The sequence below is a fragment of the Asticcacaulis sp. P2_B1 genome (genome assembly GCF_056404915.1).
This window is the reverse complement of record NZ_JBFUDD010000021.1, coordinates 1-19,730: the sequence shown is the minus strand read 5'-3', so window position 1 is coordinate 19,730 and position 19,730 is coordinate 1. Positions and strand designations below refer to the sequence as shown.

The 19,730-nt window shown below is 59.9% G+C and carries 7 protein-coding genes; 4 read left to right on the top strand and 3 right to left on the bottom strand.

The annotated features are described in order from the left end of the window. Nucleotides 1–54 precede the first annotated feature (54 nt). From AC1DX3_RS23705 to AC1DX3_RS23695, 3 genes are all read left to right on the top strand, one after another. The gene (locus AC1DX3_RS23705) at nucleotides 55–3,078 is read left to right on the top strand and encodes a beta strand repeat-containing protein (protein ID WP_476991833.1); all 3,024 of its coding nucleotides are present in this window, start codon (nucleotides 55–57) and stop codon (nucleotides 3,076–3,078) included. A 110-nt stretch (nucleotides 3,079–3,188) separates the two neighbouring features. Next, nucleotides 3,189–5,123: a calcium-binding protein gene (locus AC1DX3_RS23700; RefSeq protein WP_476991832.1), complete on the top strand. Its 1,935-nt coding sequence runs from the start codon at nucleotides 3,189–3,191 to the stop codon at nucleotides 5,121–5,123. A 175-nt stretch (nucleotides 5,124–5,298) separates the two neighbouring features. Then, a complete protein-coding gene (locus AC1DX3_RS23695; protein WP_476991831.1) occupies nucleotides 5,299–8,451 on the top strand; it encodes a beta strand repeat-containing protein in 3,153 nt (1,050 codons plus the stop codon). A gap of 168 nt (nucleotides 8,452–8,619) precedes the next feature. Here the strand turns inward: AC1DX3_RS23695 and AC1DX3_RS23690 are convergent, their stop codons facing one another. Continuing rightward, on the bottom strand, nucleotides 8,620–10,668 hold the full coding sequence (locus AC1DX3_RS23690; protein WP_476991830.1) for a calcium-binding protein: 2,049 nt from the start codon (nucleotides 10,666–10,668) through the stop codon (nucleotides 8,620–8,622). Between the two features lie 508 nt (nucleotides 10,669–11,176). On the opposite strand from AC1DX3_RS23690, the gene AC1DX3_RS23685 reads away from it, so the two are divergent. After that, nucleotides 11,177–11,647, top strand: coding sequence for a terminase small subunit-like protein (locus AC1DX3_RS23685; RefSeq protein ID WP_476991829.1), 471 nt, complete (start codon nucleotides 11,177–11,179; stop codon nucleotides 11,645–11,647). A 106-nt stretch (nucleotides 11,648–11,753) separates the two neighbouring features. Here AC1DX3_RS23685 and AC1DX3_RS23680 read toward each other — a convergent pair whose 3' ends face one another. Beyond that, the gene (locus tag AC1DX3_RS23680) at nucleotides 11,754–15,296 is read right to left on the bottom strand and encodes a beta strand repeat-containing protein (RefSeq protein ID WP_476991828.1); all 3,543 of its coding nucleotides are present in this window, start codon (nucleotides 15,294–15,296) and stop codon (nucleotides 11,754–11,756) included. Between the two features lie 80 nt (nucleotides 15,297–15,376). After that, nucleotides 15,377–19,730 (bottom strand): beta strand repeat-containing protein (locus AC1DX3_RS23675; RefSeq protein ID WP_476991827.1); only part of this gene is annotated, 4,354 nt, incomplete at its 5' end.

Below are 19,730 nucleotides of genomic sequence, written 5' to 3'. Positions count from 1 at the left end.
TGTGGGGCGCCTAGGTATCTGGCATGAAGGCTTATACAACTTAGGGAGCTATTCATGTCGCGTTCCCAGACACGCATCGAGTCCGTTGCCACCGAGCAGGTCACCGGCGCCGACCCGGGCCTTATCCTCGTCACCAGTTCAGCCGACGGCGTCGCCGGAGACGGCACCTCCTATGCCGAGGTGCGCGGCAACTTCGCCTATATTACCAGCAACGCCAGGAACCTGGTTTCCGGCGATACCAATATCGGGTTCGACATTTTTGTGAAAGACCTGACGACGGGGGCCATTACAGAGATTACGGAACAGAGCGCCGAGCAAACCGTCCATAGCGCCAGTTTTTGCGACGTCACCAGTGACGGCAACGGCATTCTCTATTTCGGCTTCTACGGCGATTACGGGCTCTTTCTCAAGGACTTGACGACCGGCCTTGTGCGACAGGTCGACACCAGCGCCACCGGCGTGCCCAGCGTCGACAGTAATATTTCCGCGCACTTCATGCATGATCAGACAAAGGTCCTGATCACAACCTCCGGGGATATGGGCCTGGGCGGGGGCCATAGAAACATCTATATCAAGGACTTGACGACCGGCGCCGTGACCGCCGTCTCATCCAGTTCCAAGGGCGTGATCGGCGATTATTATTGCAGTGACCTGGGCTTCTCGGCCGACGACAGCAAGGTTTATCTCTGGAGCTCGGCGACCAACCTGGTCGCCAAGGACACCAACCGCGCCAACGACATTTTCATGAAAGACCTGACGACCGGCGTCATGACCCGGTTGTCGACCACCTCCAGCGGAGGCCAGCTCAACGGCTTCAGTGCTGCCAACTATATCAGCCACGACGACAGCACCCTGATCTTCACAACCACCGCCACCAATCTCGACGCCGGCCTTTGCAATATTTTTTCCAAAAACCTCATCACCGGTTTGGTCACGCCCATAGCTACCAATTCGGCCGGAGAGTTGGGCAACAGCAATATATCCGGTGTTTTGGCGGTGGATGACGATGGCAAGACTGTCCTTTTTTACAGCCAGGCCACCAATCTGGTCGCGGGTGACACCAATGGCGCGCCCGATGTGTTCATCAAGGATATGGTGACCGGCACGACAACCCGCATCTTTTCTGCCGACCCTTATCGCAGCCGCGATTCCACCAGCTATCGTGCGCAATATGCCGACAATGGCAGCAAGATCATCCTGACGGTCGAACGCGGTAACGATAACGACGAACATACCGCCTGGCAGGACGGCGGCGCCTCGATCTATACGAGCACGATTTATCTTATCGATCTGGTCGCGCACACGACGACGACCCTGACTTCGGGCGCCCAGGGCATGATCTATCAGCCCGGCGGCGTGGTGGCAGCCCGGTATGTCGACTGGCTCCTGTTGGCCGGCCTCTCGCCTGACGGAGACCATCTTGTGCTCAATGAGGTGCAAAATGGGGTGCCTTTAATCCCGGTGAATGTCACCAATGTCTATGTCGCCCCCTTAAACACGACCTCCCTGCAGGATAATATCGGCGACAGCCACGATAACGTGCTGACCGGCGGCCCTGGCGTTAACGACATGTTCGGCCGTGACGGTAACGACATCCTCATCGGCAATAGCGACAATGATCGTATGGATGGCGGCGCCGGTATCGACACAGCCGCCTATAGCCGGTCGGACCATGGCGTTCACGTCGATCTCACGCTTCAATCCGTCCTGCAAGACACCGGCGGCGCCGGCCAGGACATTCTCGTATCCATCGAGAACCTGACGGGTTCGGATTTCGCCGATACGCTCATTGGCGACGATACCATCAATACCTTGCTCGGCGGAAGCGGGGACGACAGCCTGGCCGCCGGGGGCGGCAATGACCGCCTCGACGGCGGCACCGGCGACGACCAGTTGTCGGGCGGCCTGGGTGACGACATGTATATCGTCGACAGTCTTCATGACGTGGTCACCGAAGGCGTGGGCGCCGGCAGCGATACGATCGTTACCCATCTCAACTACAGTTTGGGCGACAATATTGAAAACCTCACCCTCACCGGTACGGCCGATATCAACGGCACCGGTAATGGGCTGGCCAATGTTCTGACCGGCAATACCGGTCACAATATCCTGCGCGGCGGCTTAGGCGACGACACCTATGTCACGGACGGCAACGACACCATCGGCGAAAACGCCTATGAGGGCACCGACACCGTGCGGAGCTCGGTCACCTATAGTCTGGGCAGCTATCTCGAAAACCTGACCCTCACCAGCAGCGGCAATATCAACGGCACGGGCAACGCCCTGAACAATATCCTGACGGGGAATACCCGCAATAATGTGCTGGATGGCGCCGCCGGGGCCGACACCATGGCCGGCGGACGCGGCAACGACACCTATATCGTCGACAATGCCGGCGACGTGGTGCAGGAAGGCGTCAATGCGGGCACAGACACGGTAAGGGCCTCCGTCACCTACAGCCTGGCCGGCGGGTTGAGCGAAAGACTGATCCTGACCGGAGCCGGGAATACCAATGGCACCGGCAATAGCCTGGATAACAGACTTGTCGGCAACAGCGGCGACAATGTCCTGAACGGCGGTTACGGCGCCGATGTCATGCGCGGACACGAAGGCAACGACAGCTACTATGTCGACAATGCCGGCGATGACGTCATCGAAACGACCGGCGAAGGCAGCGATATCGTCTATAGCTCCATAACCTACAGCCTGGCGGACCGCTTCGTCGAAAACATGACCCTGATCGGCCCGGACACGGCCGATGCCACCGGCAACAGCCTGGCCAATGTGATCAGCGGCAACAAGGCCGCCAATGTGCTGAACGGCGGTTATGGCGCCGACACCCTGACCGGCGGATTGGGCGCCGATACCTTCCTTTTCGGCACGGCCAGCGGTTTAGACACCATCACCGACTTTTCGGCCAGTCAGGGCGATACCATCAACGTCCATGCCTATCTGGCCCGGGCGACGGCGGTGATCAGCCAGGTCGGCGGCGATGTGCAGATCCATCTCGGCGGCGCCAATGTCATCACAGTAACCGGCACCACCATCGCCGATGTCAGCGCTCATATGGTCTGGTAACGGGGCTAGCCGGAGACCGGCTAAGCGCCGGTTTAAGGTTTCGCATACCCTGATAAAATACCGCATCTTAAGACCGTGACCTTAGGCTGGGCGCATTCTCGGAGCCCGCCATGAGTCGTTTGAATCTTACGCCCGAGACCCTCGTCTCGACCTCCACCGCCGGCAACCAAAGATTTTCCCGGATCRCGACCCTAGACGATGGCGGTTATGTCATCGTCTGGCAAGGTGCCGGCGACGGCGCCGGGACGGCAGAGACCTTCTTCCAGCGTTACGATGCCGATGGCAGCAAGATCGGCGCCGAAACCCTGATCAACACAGCGAACACCACCGGCACCCAGGCTAATCCCGATGCCGCCGGTCTCGCCAATGGCGGATTTGTCATCGTCTGGCAAAACGTCGATGACGGTCAGGGTAACGGGGTTATGGTGCAGACCTATAATAGCGCCGGTGCCGTCGTAACCTCATCCCAAGTCAACAGCACGACCGATGCCGGCTATGACAATCCCGCGGTCATCGGCCAACCCGGCGGCGGTTTTATCGTAACATGGAACGTCGATATCACGGTCGGCACCGACACGCAGACTCACGTTTTTCAACGTCTTTACGATGGCGACGGTCATGCCATCAGCGGCGAAATGGAGATCGGGACAGACAGTTATAGTGACATCGCCGTACTGGCCGATGGCAGCTATGTGATCACGTGGGGATTTAGTGCGATCCTAGCCCGCCACTTCCAGGCCGATGGTACGCCCTTAGCGGCGACGCAGACGGTCAGCGTCCCTGGGACAACATTTTACGACCAGCAGGCTCTTCCGCAGATCACGGCTACCGCCGACGGTGGCTATGTGATTGCCTGGACCTACTATCGCGGCCCCGAAACCGGCGGCTATTATTTCCAGCGCTATAATGCGGGCGGCCATAGAGTCGGATCTATCACCGAACTGCCGCCGGGCACCTACTCCGCACTGACAAAGCCGGCCATGGCAGTGCTCAGCGATCGCAGCCTGGCCATCGCCGTCACCCAGACCTATGACGGCAAGTCGGGCATCTTCGTACACCATTACGACGATCACGGTGCCCTATTGGGGCCGGCCATATTTGCCGGTGAGACCTCGGATGACGGTATCGCGCCGCAGATGACGGCGCTGGCCGACGGCGGCTTTGTCGTTACCTGGAGTGCTTTTCACGACGGCACGGGCGTGGATATTGTCCAACGCGTCTTCAGCCACTCCACCGATGGCATTGGCGACAATCTGGTCTATGGCACCTCAGGCGCCGATGTCCTCGACGGCGGCGACGGCTCCGATATCATGGCTGGCGGTCGGGGCGATGACACCTATATCGTCGACAATGCCGGCGATACGGTCTTCGAAACGATCGACAGCGGTACAGATACGGTCAAGGCATCGGTCAGCTTTTCGCTGTCAGGCCAACATATCGAAAACCTGACCCTGACCGGTGCCGGAAATATCAACGGCACAGGAAACTCCCTGGTCAATACCCTCACTGGCAACAGCGGCGACAATATCCTCGATGGCAAGGGCGGTGCTGATAGCATGATCGGTGGACTGGGCGACGATAGCTATTATGTCGATAACATCGGCGATGTCGTGGCCGAAGCTAACGGCGAGGGTAGCGATACGATCATTTCCTCGGTCAGCTATAGCCTGGCTGGACGCTTTGTTGAAACCCTGACCTTGAACGGCACAGCCGCGGTTAACGCCACCGGCAACAGTCTGAACAATACGCTCAGCGGCAACAATGCCGCCAATGTGCTGAACGGTGGCTATGGCGCGGACACCCTGACCGGACACGGCGGGGCCGATATTTTCCTGTTCGGCACGGCCAGCGGCGCGGATACGATTACGGATTTCTCGGCTGCACAAGGCGACAGCATCAATGTCCATGCCTATACGTCCGGCACGGCGCATACGGCCTATATCGTCCAGGCCGGCGGCGATGTGCAGATCCATCTCGGCGGCAGCAATGTCATCACCGTGACCGGCGCCACGGTCGCCGATGTCAGCGCTCATATGGTCTGGTAACGGGGCTATATTTTGCTATAGTAAAGGCAGTGGCTAGCGCAGCCGCTGCCTTTTTTATTAAATAAAAAAAATGTCATGACATAAATTTAAGGTACGCAAGCACCCTGCAGCCCTTGTTTGAAGACCCGCGTTCTGTCATCAGCGTCCCAACTTTTCCGCTCTCCAGGAGATCCACATGAAGATGTCCCACGGCCTCGACGCGTCCTTGGACGACGCCATCACCAGCACCGATCCCGACCTGTTGCTGGCCACCAGCTCCGCCGCCGGCGTCGCCGGCAATGGCATGTCCACGGCCGGTTTCCTGACCGACACCAGTGTCGTCATCGACAGCGACGCCGATAACCTGATTGCCGGCGACACGAATACCAAGAACGACATCTTCCTGAAAAACCTGACGACCGGCGCCATCACCCGGATCTCCACGACATCGACGGGCGCGCAAGCCAACGGCGATTCCAGCTTCGAGGGCATGACCACCAACGGTAACGGCTTGTTGTTCAGCAGCAGCGCCACCAACCTGTTCGCCGGCGGCAGCGGCAACGGCACGCCTTACGGCCAATCCCTCTATTACAAGAACCTGACCACCGGTGTCGTGCAACAGGTCGACACCAGCGCAACCGGCGTCCACGGCAATGGCTTCTTCAGCTTCGGCCAGTTCATGCACGACGAGACCAAGGTCCTCCTGGTCAGCGATTCGAGCAATCTCATCGCCAACGACACCAACGGTACCAATGACGTCTTCATCAAGAACCTGACCACCGGCGCGATCACCCTGGTATCGTCCAGCACAGCCGGCGTGATCGGCAACGGCGCCTCCTACGGCCTGCAGATCTCGGCCGACGACAGCAAGGTCTATGTGTTCAGCGCCGCCAGCAACCTGGTCACCGGCGACACCAATAGCGGCACCGACATCTTCATGAAAAATGTCACGACCGGCGCCATGACGCGGATTTCGACGACCACGGCCGGCGCCCAGATCAACGGCAGCAGTGCGCCGCTCTATATTACCGCCAACGGCAATACCATGCTGTTCCTCAGCGACGGCACCAATCTGGCCAGCGGCGACACCAATGGCGGCATAGATATTTTCAGCAAAAACCTGACCACGGGCGTGGTCACTCTGCTGTCGAGCAGTTCGGCCGGCGTGATCGGCAATGCCGAATCCGAAATCCAGACGGCGACTTTGGACGGCATGAAGATCGTATTTTCCGGCGAGTCGACCAATCTGGTGACCGGCGACACCAATGGTTCTGCGGATGTGTTTTTCAAGGACGTGGCGACGGGGACGACGACACGGATCTTTACGGCCGACGCCCATCGCGACGGCGACGTCTACGAATACAGCGCGCAATTTGCCGACAATAATAACAAGCTGGTCCTGTCGGTCACCTATCACAATGAAAACGACGACAACGCCGCCCTGTTGAACGGCGGGATTTCGGCGACCACGACCTCCATCTATGTCATCGACATGGCCACCTTTGCCGCAACCCTGCTGACGTCCGGATCGTCGGGCACGGTCTACGGGCCGAACTTCGATCTCCAGAACTTCTATACCAACGGCTTTTTACTCGAAAGCGTATCGCCCGACACAGAACACGTCATGCTGGCCGGGCAGCAGAGCGTCACCGGCCTGCTCGATCCGCCATCCATGGTCACCAACGATTATGTCGCCACCCTGACCGCGACCTCATTGCAAAAGAACGTCGGCGACAGTCATGCCAATACCCTGACCGGCGCCGCGGGCACCGCCAATTTCATGTTCGGCTTCGCCGGCAACGACACCCTCACCGGCAATACCGGCAACGACTTCATCGATGGCGGCACGGGCGCCGATGTCATGCGCGGCGCCGCCGGCAACGACACCTATTATGTCGACAATACCGGCGACATCGTGCGCGAATATACCGGCCAGGGCACCGATACGGTCAATGCCAGGGTCAGCTTCACCCTGGACGCCAGTGTCGAGAACATGGTCCTGTTCAGCACCGGCAATATCAACGCCACCGGCAACGGCATGGTCAATGTGCTGACCGGCAACAGCGGCAATAATGTCCTCAATGGCCTGGCCGGCGCCGACACCATGTCGGGCGGCATGGGCAACGACACCTATGTCGTCGACAGCAGCGGCGACGTGGTCACCGAAGACTCCGGCGCCGGGACCGACACGGTCATGGCCGCGATCGACTATACGCTGGGCGCCGATGTCGAGAACCTGACCCTGACCGGCACGGCCGGGATCAAGGGCGTCGGCAACAGTCTCGACAACATCCTGACCGGCAATACCGGCAACAATTCGCTGGTCGGCGGCGATGGCAAGGACACGCTGAATGGCGGCGGCGGGACGGACATCATGAAGGGCGGCGCCGGCGACGACACTTATGTTACCGACGGCGGCGACACCCTCACGGAATACACCAATGCCGGCAATGACACTGTCCAGAGCTCGGTGACCTACACCCTGGGCAGCAACCTGGAAAACCTGACCCTGACCGGTGCTGGCAATATCAATGGCACCGGCAACAGTCTGGTCAACAACCTGACCGGCAATGCCGGCAATAATGTGCTGGACGGCGCCGCCGGGGCCGACACCATGCGCGGCGGTTTGGGCGACGACACCTATGTCGTTTATGACGCCGGCGATGTCGTGATCGAGGCCGCCAGCGGCGGCACCGACACCGTCAATGCCGGGGTCTCCTACAGTATAGCCGGCCAGTCCATCGAGACCCTGAATCTGGTTGGAACCGGCAATTTCAATGGTACCGGCAACAGCCTGGTCAACGCCTTGCTCGGTAACAGCGGCAACAATGTTTTGAACGGCATGGGCGGCGCCGACACCATGACCGGCGGTGATGGCGACGACACCTTTTATGTCGACAATGTTGGCGATGTCGTCAATGAAGCGACCGGCCAGGGCGTCGACAAGATCTTCAGCTCGGTGACCTACACCCTGGCTGGACGTGTCGTCGAAAACATGACCCTGACCGGCACCGGCGCGATCAGCGCCACCGGCAACGGACTCGACAATATCCTGATCGGCAATACCGGCGCCAATACGCTGAACGGCGGCTATGGCCACGACACCCTGACCGGCGGCTCGGGCGCCGACACTTTCCTGTTCAGCACGTCGAGCGGGGCGGATACGATCAGCGATTTTACGGCGGCGCAGAACGATCATATCAATGTCAACGCCTATACCCACGGGACAGCGCACACGGCCTATATCGTCCAGGTCGGCGGCGATGTGCATATCAATCTGGGCGGCACCAATGTGATTACGGTGACGGCGGCGACCGTCGCCGATGTCACGGCGCATATGGTCTGGTAAGATCCCTGGTTTGTGGATGAAAAAGCGCCGGCGGAGAGTTTCCGCCGACGCTTTTTTTGTCGAGAAGGCTTTAGGGAAGAAAGAACCCCTCACCCGGTCCTTCGGGCCACCCTCTCCCCTCAGGTGGGGAGAAGGGATAAGAGGAACTCTTGCGCCTAAAGGTGTTTTTTACCAGATCATATGGCTGGAGACGTCGGCGACGACGGCGCCGGTGATCGTGACGACATTGCCGCCGCCCAGGTCGATCTGCACGTCCGTACCCACTTGAGTGATATAGGCCGCATGGGCCGTACCATGGGTATAGGCGTTGACGTCGATCTTGTCGCCGTCACTCAGAGAGAAGTCGGTGATGGTGTCGTGGCCGCTGTGGCTGGTGAAAACGAAGGTGTCGGCGCCGGCATTGCCGGTCAGGCTGTCGTCACCCTGGCCGCCGTTCAGCACGTTGGCGCCAAGATTGCCGCGCAACGTGTTGGCCAGCGAATTGCCGGTGCCGTTCAGATTAGCGCTGCCCGTCAGCAACAGCTTTTCGACGAAGCCGCCGGCCAGCGAATAGCTGACCGAGGCGGCGATTTCGTCCGTGCCCTGGCCGTTCAATTCCGTGACGACATCGCCGGCATTGTCGACGACATAGCGGTCGTTACCGTAGCCGCCGGCCATGACGTCGGCGCCGAAACCGCCGTCGAGGATATTGTCGAGGCCGTTGCCGTTCAGCGTATTGGCCAGGGAATTACCGGTGGCGTTCCAGGCATTGGCACCGGTCAGTTGCAGGTTCTCGATAAAGGTGCCGGACAGGCTGAAGCTGATCGACGACACGACGCGATCGGTCCCCTGCCCTGCGGATTCGATGACCAGATCGAGCGCATTGTCGACATAGTAGGTGTCGTCGCCGAGGCCGCCGGTCATGGTGTCGGCGCCCAGCTTGCCATCGAGCACGTCATCGCCGGCCAGGCCCTTCAGGGTGTTGGCGCCTTCATTGCCGGTGATGGTATTGTTCAGGCCGTTGCCGGTGCCGGCCGCGTCGCCATAGCCGCCGAAAAAGAGATTTTCGACATTGGCGCCGAGGGTATAGCTGATGAGGTCGGTGAGGACCGTGTCGTTGCCGCCATTGGCCTTTTCGTCGATGACGTCGCCGGCATTGTCGACGACATAGCCGTCGTCGCCGCCAAGGCCTTCCATACGGTCGGCGCCTTCCTTGCCGTTGATCATGTCGTTGCCGAGCGTCCCCTGGACGTTATCGGCGAATTTGGAGCCGTAGAAGGTCAGGCTTTCGATCTGATAGGCCTGGCCGTAGAAACCGGCCGGCATGTCGGCGGTATAGAGGCGCGTCATCCACCCGTCCGGGCTGGCGACATTGGACACGGTGACGCCGGAGGCCGAGTCGCCGTAATTGACGAAGAGCTCGTCGCTGCCTGTGCCGCCCCACCAGGTAAAGGTGCCGACCGAGGCGTCGACCTGCAGGCGGTCGTCGCCGGAGCCTGTCGTAATGGTGCCGAGGCCTTCGACATTGACGATGTGGACGGTCTTGCCGTCGACGATCAGGTTATTGCCGTAGAGTGGTGTGTCCATGCCCATGGCATTGACGTCGATGCGCGTGGTGACGGCGGAATAGTCGAAAGTGAGTTTGTCGAAACCGGCGCCGCCGTCGACTTCGTCGCTGCCGCCCTTGCCCGGATCGAGCAGGTCGTCGCCGGCTCCGCCCTTAAGCACGTCATTGCCGTCGGTGCCGCGGATATCGTCGGCGCAGGCGCTGCCGGTGACCTGCACGGCTTCGATGCCGGAGGCTTCGCCGTAGACACTGTCGCCCCACTGGTCGGCGTGGACGCTGAAAGCACCGGCGCCGGCATAGTGGGTGCGGATGCCGGAGGTCGCGGCGCTGAAGTCGATTTTCAAGGTGTCGGTGCCGGCGCCGGCCTGCCATTCGAAGGCGCCCTGGGCCACCGAGATCTTCAGGCTGTCGTCACCGCCGCCGGTTTGCAGCAGGCCGAGATGTTCGACATTCTTGACCGACATATATTGCAGCGGCGCTGTGCCGGTGGCTGTCGCCGCGGCCACGGCATTATAGTTGACGGCAAGATTGGTATAGCTGAGGTCGATCGAAATCGTGTCCGAGCCTGCGCCGCCGTCGACCGTGTCGCCGCCCTTGATATTGAGGAAAGTGTCGTCGCCGTTCGTGCCGACGAAGTTGTCGTGGTCCCAGGTGCCGGTATAGGTGGCCATGTGATGTGTCCCGAAAATGGTGAATTGTCGTTAAGCTTGCACGCTTCATGCCATCGGAGCGCGTGGGCCCGAGGGGTACGACCGGCGCCGCCGCTGCCGGGTTACAGGTGGGCCCATGTCACCCAGCGGGACGGTTCGCGCCAAGTGATTTCCCCTCTGGCGTGTGAGGCAACGATCTGCGGTTAGGCGGTGGGGGCGCATGGGCTTAGGATCATAGGCGAAGTTTGCGACACGGATGTAATGGCCGAAACCGCGAATCCTTGATTCGGAGTGGCTGTGTCCGGATTGGCGGAAAACCGACGCTCCGAATCTCAATATAGCAATTCTTGAATGGTATTATATTGCCGCATAATTACGATGCGTGAAATGTATTATCATATTTCGTATTTTTCCCGTTGACATGGCACGGCAAGCTTGGTAGCCTTTCCTCAGCATCCAGTGTTGCGAACGAAATCAACCCCACGGTCTTTGGCCGGTGGGGCTTTTTTATGCCTGAGGAGGGCCTTCCATGACCACAGAGACAAAGACAGAGCGGCGCCCGCGCAGCACCTATTCGGAAAAGCTGGCTGAGCGGGTTTGCCAGCTGATTGCGGTCAGCACAATCGGATTGAAGCGGATGGTGGCCGCCGACATGACCCTGCCGAGCGAAAGCACCATCTATCTGTGGGTCCAGCTCTATCCCGACTTCCACGACAAGTATCATGCGGCCCGGGAAGCCCAGGCCGAGGCGCGATGGGCGGCGTGTCAGGTGATCGCCGAAGACTACCAAAGGGATGTCAAGGTCCTGGTCGATGCGAGCGATCCGCAGTTGGCGGCCAAGACCAAGGCGCTGAATGAGGCCGCTAAACTGGTGATCGACGTGCAGTGCCGGATGATTGCGTGGCTGTCGCCGAAGAAAGCGAGCGAAATTGTCGGCAAGCCGCCCAAGCGCAAGAGCAAGCCGTTTATGTACAAGACCCTCGACGACCTGATTTGCTAAGGCGGGATGGCCTTTATGGCCGCGGCGATCGCTATCCGAGGATTGTCACGTGGCCGGCAAAGTCCGGACTATATTTGAGCCAGGGAGATTATGTCCTGATCCGAATTCATGTCCCCAGGAAGACATTATTGATTTCGACGTGCGTCAGGAAGGCATTGTCCAGGGTGACCCCCGCCACGATGATAAAATGGGTCTGGTCCAGCGCGATGATGACGTCCGAGCCCGATTGCGAAAAGTCCGGGGATATGTCGTTTGGACTGACAATATGAATGATGTCGCCCTGGTCGCTGGAAAAATCGCTGATCTGCTCCCCTGCGCCGATCTGGGACGCCGAATAGAAGAATTCATCGGCGCCGAGCCCACCGGTCAGGGCATCAATACCGGCCCTGCCATCGAGGATATTGGCGCCGGTGTTGCCGATTAAGACATCCTGATAAGTGTTGCCGGTCGCGCTCAGGTTATCCGTCCCGGTCAAGGTAAGCGTCGCCTTGACATTGGGCGCCATGGTATATGACACGGAGGAGTAGATAATATTGCCCTGGCCGGACGCATAAACCCGGTCGTCGATATTGTCGACATAGAAGATGTTATTGCCGCCATAGCCGATCAGGGTGTCGGCGCCGGCGCCACCATCCAGAACATTGTTCGTGCCGGCACTTTGAAGGGTATTTGCGCCAGCGTCACCGATCAGCGTGGCATTCCCGTTGCCGGCAATAACAATTTCAATGCCGATCAGCGTGTCATGGCCAATACCGGCGCCCGTTGCGATGCCGGTCGCGAGATTGATATTCAGGCCTGACCCGGCAGCGGAATAGTTCACCGTATCGACGCCGCCGGCGCCATCGAGGACGTTGTCGCCGGAATTGCCCGTCAGCCAGTTGTTCAAACTGTTGCCGGTGCCGTCGAGATTCTCATCTCCGGTCAGCGTCAACTGGTTCATATTGGCGCCGAGCGTGTAGCTGATGGAAGAGCGGATACTGCTATAGCCGGTACTGACAATAACATCGCCGACATTGTCGACAACAAAGGTACCGAAACCCGTCATGGTATCGGCGCCCCTGCCGCCATCGAAATTGGCATAGCTTCCCGACAACACGTCATTGCCGTCACCGCCGCCAAGCTGATCGTACTGGAATGGATTACCGCCCCCCTCGATCGTATCGTTACCGTCGCCGCCGATCAGGACGTTGATGCCACTATTTCCGGTTATGACATTGTCGCCCGCATTGCCCGTACCGTCGATATTGGCTGTGCCGGTCAAGGTCAGGTTTTCAAGTCCAATGGCCAATATCTGGGTAACAGAGGATTGAATCGTATCGACACCGCCCTGGTCGACACCGAGCGACAATTCGCTGACGACGTCGGCAAAATTATCGACGATATACAGGTCGTTGCCGGCACCGCCATACATGGTGTCGGCGCCCTTGCCGCCGTCGAGCTTGTCGTCACCGGCGCCGCTATCCAGGATATCATTGCCGTCTTTGCCAAGAAGGGTGTTGCGGAAGGCGTTGCCGGTCAGGCTGTTTTGCGCGTTGTTGCCGGTCCCGCCGATATTGCCGTCCCCGGTCAGGATCAGGTTCTCGACGTAATTGCCCAGGGTATAGTTTACCGACGCATGGACCGTGTCCGTGCCGGCACCGACATTTTCGCTGACGATATCGGCGGCGTTATCGACATAATAGCTGTCGTCGCCCAGGCCGCCGGTCATAGCATCGGCGCCGGTACCGCCATCGAGGACATTGTCGCCGCTGTTGCCGGTCAGGCTGTTGTCGAGATTGTTGCCGGTAGCGTTGGTACTGGCCGTGCCCGTCAAGGTGAGATGTTCGACACTGGCGCCCAGGGTGAAGCTGACGGAGCTGAAGACGCGGTCGACGCCTTGTTCGAAATACTCAGTCACGGCGTCGCCGGCATTGTCGACATAATAGGTGTCGTCGCCCTGCCCGCCCTTCATCTTGTCGGCACCCATGCCGCCGTCCAGCGTGTCCTTGCCGTCGCCGCCGACCAGGACATTGACGCCGGTATTACCCGTCAGCACATTGTCGAGCGCGTTGCCGGTGCCGTTGACAGGACCGCTGCCCGTCAGGGTCAGGTTCTCGACCTCATCGCTGAGTGTAAAGGTTACCGACGACCATACCGAGTCCTTGCCCTCGCCGGGCAGTTCGCCGACGATGTCGCCAAGATTGTCGACATAGAAACGGTCGTCGCCGGCGCCGCCCATCATGTTATCGGCCCCGGCCCCGCCATCCAGGGTGTCGTTGCCTGTGCCGCCGATGAAGGTGTTCTTGCCGGCATTGCCGATGATGACATTGTCGAGATTATTACCCGTACCGTCGATATCGGTACCGCCGGTCAGGGTCAGGTTTTCGACGCTGGCGCCCAGGACATAGGTGAGGGAACTGATCACCCGGTCAGTGCCATGGTCGAAATACTCCTTTACGTCATCGTGGACATCGTCGACGTAATAGGTGTCGTTACCCGTGCCGCCACGCATGGTATCGGCGCCGGCGCCGCCGTTTAACGTGTCATTGCCGTCACCGCCGTCCAGCAGGTTGGCTGAGCCATTGCCGATGAGGATATTGTCGAGCGCGTTGCCGGTTCCATTCCAACTGCCCGTCCCGATCAGGGTCAGGTTTTCCAGGTTGTCGCCCAGAGTAAAAGACCAATCGCTCAAGACCGTATCGGTGCCTTGGCCGGCCAGTTCCGTCACCAAGTCCAGTGTCGGGTTGACATAGTAGGTGTCGTTGCCGGTGCCGCCGCGCATCACGTCGCTGCCAGCGCCACCGTCGATCGTGTCGTTGCCGGCGCCGCCATCCAGGGTATTGTTGCCGCCGTTGCCGAGCAGGATATTGTCGAGCACATTGCCAGTGCCGTTGGCTGCGCCGCCCGCGGCCAAGGTCAGGTTTTCGACATTGGCGGAAAGCGTGTAGGAAACAGAGGTGATGACCGTGTCGGTGCCTTCGCCGGCCAGTTCCGTCACCACGTCGCCGGCATTGTCGACACGGTAGGTGTCGTTGCCGAGGCCACCCGCCATCGTATCGGCGCCCAGCCCGCCATCCAGGCTGTTATGGCCGGCATTGCCCGTCAGGCTATTGGCCAGGCTGTTGCCGGTTGCGTTCAGATTGGCCGCCCCGGTCAGGGTCAGGTTTTCGACAAACTGTCCGGCCAGGCTGTAGCTGACCGAGGCAAAAATGCTGTCCGTACCCTTGCCGGTGGCCTCGGTGACAATGTCGCCGATATTGTCGACATAATAGGTGTCATCGCCCTTGCCGCCGCTCATGGTGTCGGCGCCGGTGCTGCCATCGATGATATTGGCGCCGGCATTGCCGGTCAGGACATTGGCGAGATTGTTGCCGGTGGCGGTGAGGTTGTTGGTCCCGGTCAGGGTGAGGTTCTCAACGCTGGCGCCCAGGGTAAAACTGACCGAGCTGATGACGTTGTCGGTGCCCTGCTCGAAATATTCGGTGACGACGTCGGCGGCATTATCGACATAATAGGTGTCGTCGCCGGTGCCGCCGCGCATCTTGTCGGCGCCAAGGCCACCGTCCAGCTCGTCATTGCCGGCCAGGCCGTCGATGACATCGTCGCCCGTCGTGCCGTGCAGCGCAGTCGCCCCACGATCGTCACCGGCCGTGCCAGTAATATGCGCCATGATCATATCCTTCGTGTTTTATGCCTGTACGGTAACGAGATGGTCGGGGACCGGCGCCTCGCAAATTTGGCTGAGCGATCCTACCAGACAATGTGGCTGAGGAAGTCCGGGTCGGTTGCCGTCGTGTTCGGCACGATAATCATATTGCCGTTGCCGAAATCGATGACGGTCTTGCTGTCGACCTGCGAAATGACAGCCGTGGACTGCGCATTATAGGCGTGGACGTCGATGGTATCGCTTTCGTCCGAGGAAAAATCGGCGATGATATCCTGGCCGCTGTTGGGCGCGAAGACAAAGGTATCAGCGCCGATACCGCCGGTCATGGTGTCGCTGCCGTCACCACCCAGGTTCAATTCCGGACGGCCGGATGAGACAAGCGTATCGTCGCCGCCGAAGCCGTAAAGGGCGTCATTGCCGTACATGCCGTCCAGCCGGTTGTTCATGTCATTGCCGGACAGGGTATTACCATTGCTGTTGCCGGTGCCGTTAAAGGCGCCGCCAGCAAGCAGGGTCAGGTTAGCGATGACCTGCGTCAAGGTGTAGTCCATGGCGACGAAAACACTGTCGGAGCCGCTGCTGGCGACGATTGTATCGAACGTACCGCTGCCGGCATCGTAGTCGATATAGTAGCTGTCATTACCATTGCCGCCATCGAGGGTGTCATGACCGGTGCCGCCCATCAGGATGTCATCGCCATCACTGCCGACAAGGGTATCGTCGCCCGCGCCGCCCGAGATCGTGTCGTTGCCGGAACCGCCGTTCAACACATTGACATTGTCATCGCCGGTCAGGATATCGTCATGGCCACTGCCGACAATGTTTTCGATGCGGATGAGCGTGTCGGTGCCCTGATCGGCGCCGGTCGCGGTGCCCGTCGCGAGGTTGGCGGTTACCGCCGTGGCGGCATTGCCGTAGAAGACATTGTCGATCCCGTCGCCGCCGTCGAGGACGTTGTTTTCGCTATTGCCGATCAGGCCGTTGTCGCCGGCATTGCCGGTCCCATCAATATTGCCCGAGCCTTGTAAAATCAGGTTTTCTATATTGACGCCGATGACATAGCTGATCGAACTGTAAACCGCGTCGAACCCTTCGTTGCTGTTTTCGCTGACGATGTCGCCGACACTGTCGACCGTGTAAGTATCGTCTCCGGCGCCGCCCGTCATGGTGTCCGCGCCGGCGCCGCCGTCGAGGCTATCCATGTCGTCACCGCCCGACAGCGCATCATTGCCGGTGCCGCCTTTGAGCGTATCGCCACCGGCATCGCCGGACAGCGTGTCGTCGCCGTCGCCACCGGCCAGGGTATCAGCACCGTCGAGCCCGGAGAGACTGTTATTGCCGGCATTACCGGTCAATAAGTTGATCAGTTCGTTGCCCGTGCCCGAAATATCCTGCAACCCGATCAGGGTCAGGTTTTCGACATAGCCCCCCAGGCTATAGTCTATGGTGGACTTCACGGTATCCGTACCGCCGAAGCGGACTTCAAGGACGCTGTCGCCGATATTATCGATAAAATAGGTATCGTTGCCGCTGCCGCCGACCAGGTGATCCGCCCCCAGACCGCCGTCGAGGACATTGCCGTAACCATTGCCGAAAATGAGGTTGTTCAGGTCGTTGCCGGTACCGTTAGTCGCCGAGACAATCGGCTCCAAAATCAGATTTTCGACATTGGCCCCAAGCGTATAGTTCACCGTGGTATAAACGGTGTCGAGGCCCTCAAGGCCGAATTCGACAATGACGTCGCCAGTATTGTCGACATGATAGGTGTCGTCGCCGAAGCCGCCGATCATCGTATCGGCGCCGCCGGCGCCATCGATGTTGTCCCGGCCAAGGCCGCCGGTCATGCGATTGTCGAGTTCATTGCCGGTGGCGGTGGAGTGATTGGAGTCGGTCATGACCAGGTTTTCGACATTGGCGCCGAGACGATAGGTCTGGAGTGAGGTTATGACCGTGTCGGTGCCTCCACCAGCGGACTCGGTAACCGCATCTCCGGCGCTATCGATGTAATAGGTGTCGTCGCCTGTGCCGCCGATCAGGGTGTCGCTGCCGGTACCGCCGTTCAGGCTGTCATTGCCATTGCCGCCGCTGATGACATTGGCGATGCTGTCACCGGTCAGGTAATCGTCGAAGGCGCTGCCGGTAATATTTTCGATATTGGCGAGGGTATCGTGGCCGATATCGGCGCCGGTGGCGGTGCCGCCGAACAGGTCGACCGTCACGGCCTGATTGGTGCTGTAGTCGGCGGTATCGACACCCGCCACGCCGTCGATCATATTATTGCCGGCATTGCCGCGCAGCAGGTTGTCGAGCGCATTGCCGGTGGCATTGATATCATCGGAGCCGGTCAGGAACAGGTTCTCGACATTACTGCCGAGGACATAGCTGACGGCGGCTCGCGCGGTATCCGTGCCTTCACCGATCTGTTCGACGATCGCGTCGCCGGCATCGTCGACAATATAGGTATCGTCGCCCTTGCCGCCGGTCATGATGTCGGCGCCGGCGCCACCGTCGATCATATTGTTCAGGACGTTGCCGGTGGCATGGGTAGCTGCGCCGGTCAGGACGAGGTTTTCGATATCGGCGGCAAGGGTGTAGTCGATGGCGCTGTAAACCGTGTCGGTCCCGCCGCCGTCGCTTTCATCGACCGTGTCGGCGCTATTGTCGACATAGTAGGCGTCGTCACCCAGGCCGCCGGCCATCTTGTCGCCGGCCGCGCCGCCGTCCAGGACGTCATTGCCGTCGCCGCCGCGCAGCCAGTCGACATCCTGCCCGCCGAGCAGATGGTCGTTGCCGGCAAAGCCGTAGAGATAGTCGGTACCGCCGCCACCGCTCAGTGTGTTGTCGAGGCTATTGCCATAGAGGGTATTGTTGATGTCGTTGCCCGTACCGTCGAGCGCGCCCGGGCCGGACAGGCTAAGGGTTTCGACGTTCGCCGTCAGGGTATAGTTGATGGTCGCGGTGACGGAATCATTGCCTTCACCGGCATTTTCAATGACGACATCGCCGGCATTGTCGACATAGTAGTCGTCGATGCCTGTGCCGCCGACCAGGGTATCGGCACCCAGCCCGCCATTGAGCCGGTCATTGCCGCCGCCGCCATGTAGAGTGTTGGCAGCGTCATTGCCGATAATGACATTGTTCAGGCCATTGCCGTTGCCGTCGATGGCGGCCGCGCCGGTCAGGGTCAGCGCGTCGACGGCATTGCCCAGGGTGTAGGTCACGGACGCCACGACGGTGTCATTGCCCTGGGCGGACGCTTCGACCACGACATCGTGGATATTGTCGACGACATAGGTGTCGTTGCCGTCGCCGCCCGTCATTGTGTCGGCGCCGGCGCCGCCGTCGAGGAGATTGTTGCCGGCGGTGCCGGTCAGCTTGTTGTTGAGCGCATTGCCGGTGGCATTGAGGGCCGCCCCGGTCAGGGTCAGGTTCTCGACATTGCTGGCCAGCGTAAAGCTGACACTGGCGACGACGCTGTCGGTACCGGCATTGCTGTTTTCGACGACGGCGTCAGCGGCATTGTCGACGGCGTAGGTGTCGTTGCCGAGCCCGCCGGCCAGGGTGTCGGCGCCGGCCTTGCCATCCAGGCTATTGTTGCCGGCATTTCCGGTAATGATATTGTTGAGGGCGTTGCCGGTGCCGGTCAAGGCGGTCCCGGCCAGGGTCAGGTTCTCGATATCGCTGCCCAGGGTGTAGTCAAGGGTGGTGATGACCGTGTCCGTGCCGCCGCCGGCTGCCTCGGGCTCGATAACGCCGTCATTGATATTGTCGACATAGTAGGTGTCGTTGCCCTTGCCGCCCGACATATTGTCCGCGCCCGCGCCGCCGTCCAAAGTATCGTTGCCGTCATTGCCGAACAGCATATTGGCCGAAGTGTCGCCGGTGATGATATTGTCGAGCGCATTGCCGGCGCCCTGTCTGCCGGTATTGCCGGTCAGGGTCAGGTTCTCAATATTGCCGGCGAGGGTGATATTCACCGAGCTTAACACGGTGTCCGTGCCCTGGCCGGTATATTCGGTGACGAGGTCGTTGACATTATCGACAATGAAGATGTCGTTGCCCTGGCCGCCGCGCATGGTGTCGGCGCCAAGACCGCCATCGATCGTGTCATTGCCGTCGGCCCCGCCGAGCGTATTGTTGCCGGCATTGCCGGTGACGTGGTTGTCGAGATTGTTGCCGGTGCCGAAGCGGTCGGCCGTGCCTGTGATGATCAGATTCTCGACGCTGGCGCCCAGGGTATAGGTGCCGTTGATCACGACGGTGTCGTTGCCCTGCTGGAAATATTCGGTGACCTTGTCCGACGCGCTGTCGAGATAATAGCGGTCGTCGCCAAGGCCGCCCTTCAAAGTGTCGATACCTTTTCCGCCATCGAGCGTATCGTCGCCCAGCCCACCGATCAGAATGTCGTTGCCAGCCAAGCCGTTCAGCCGATTGCCA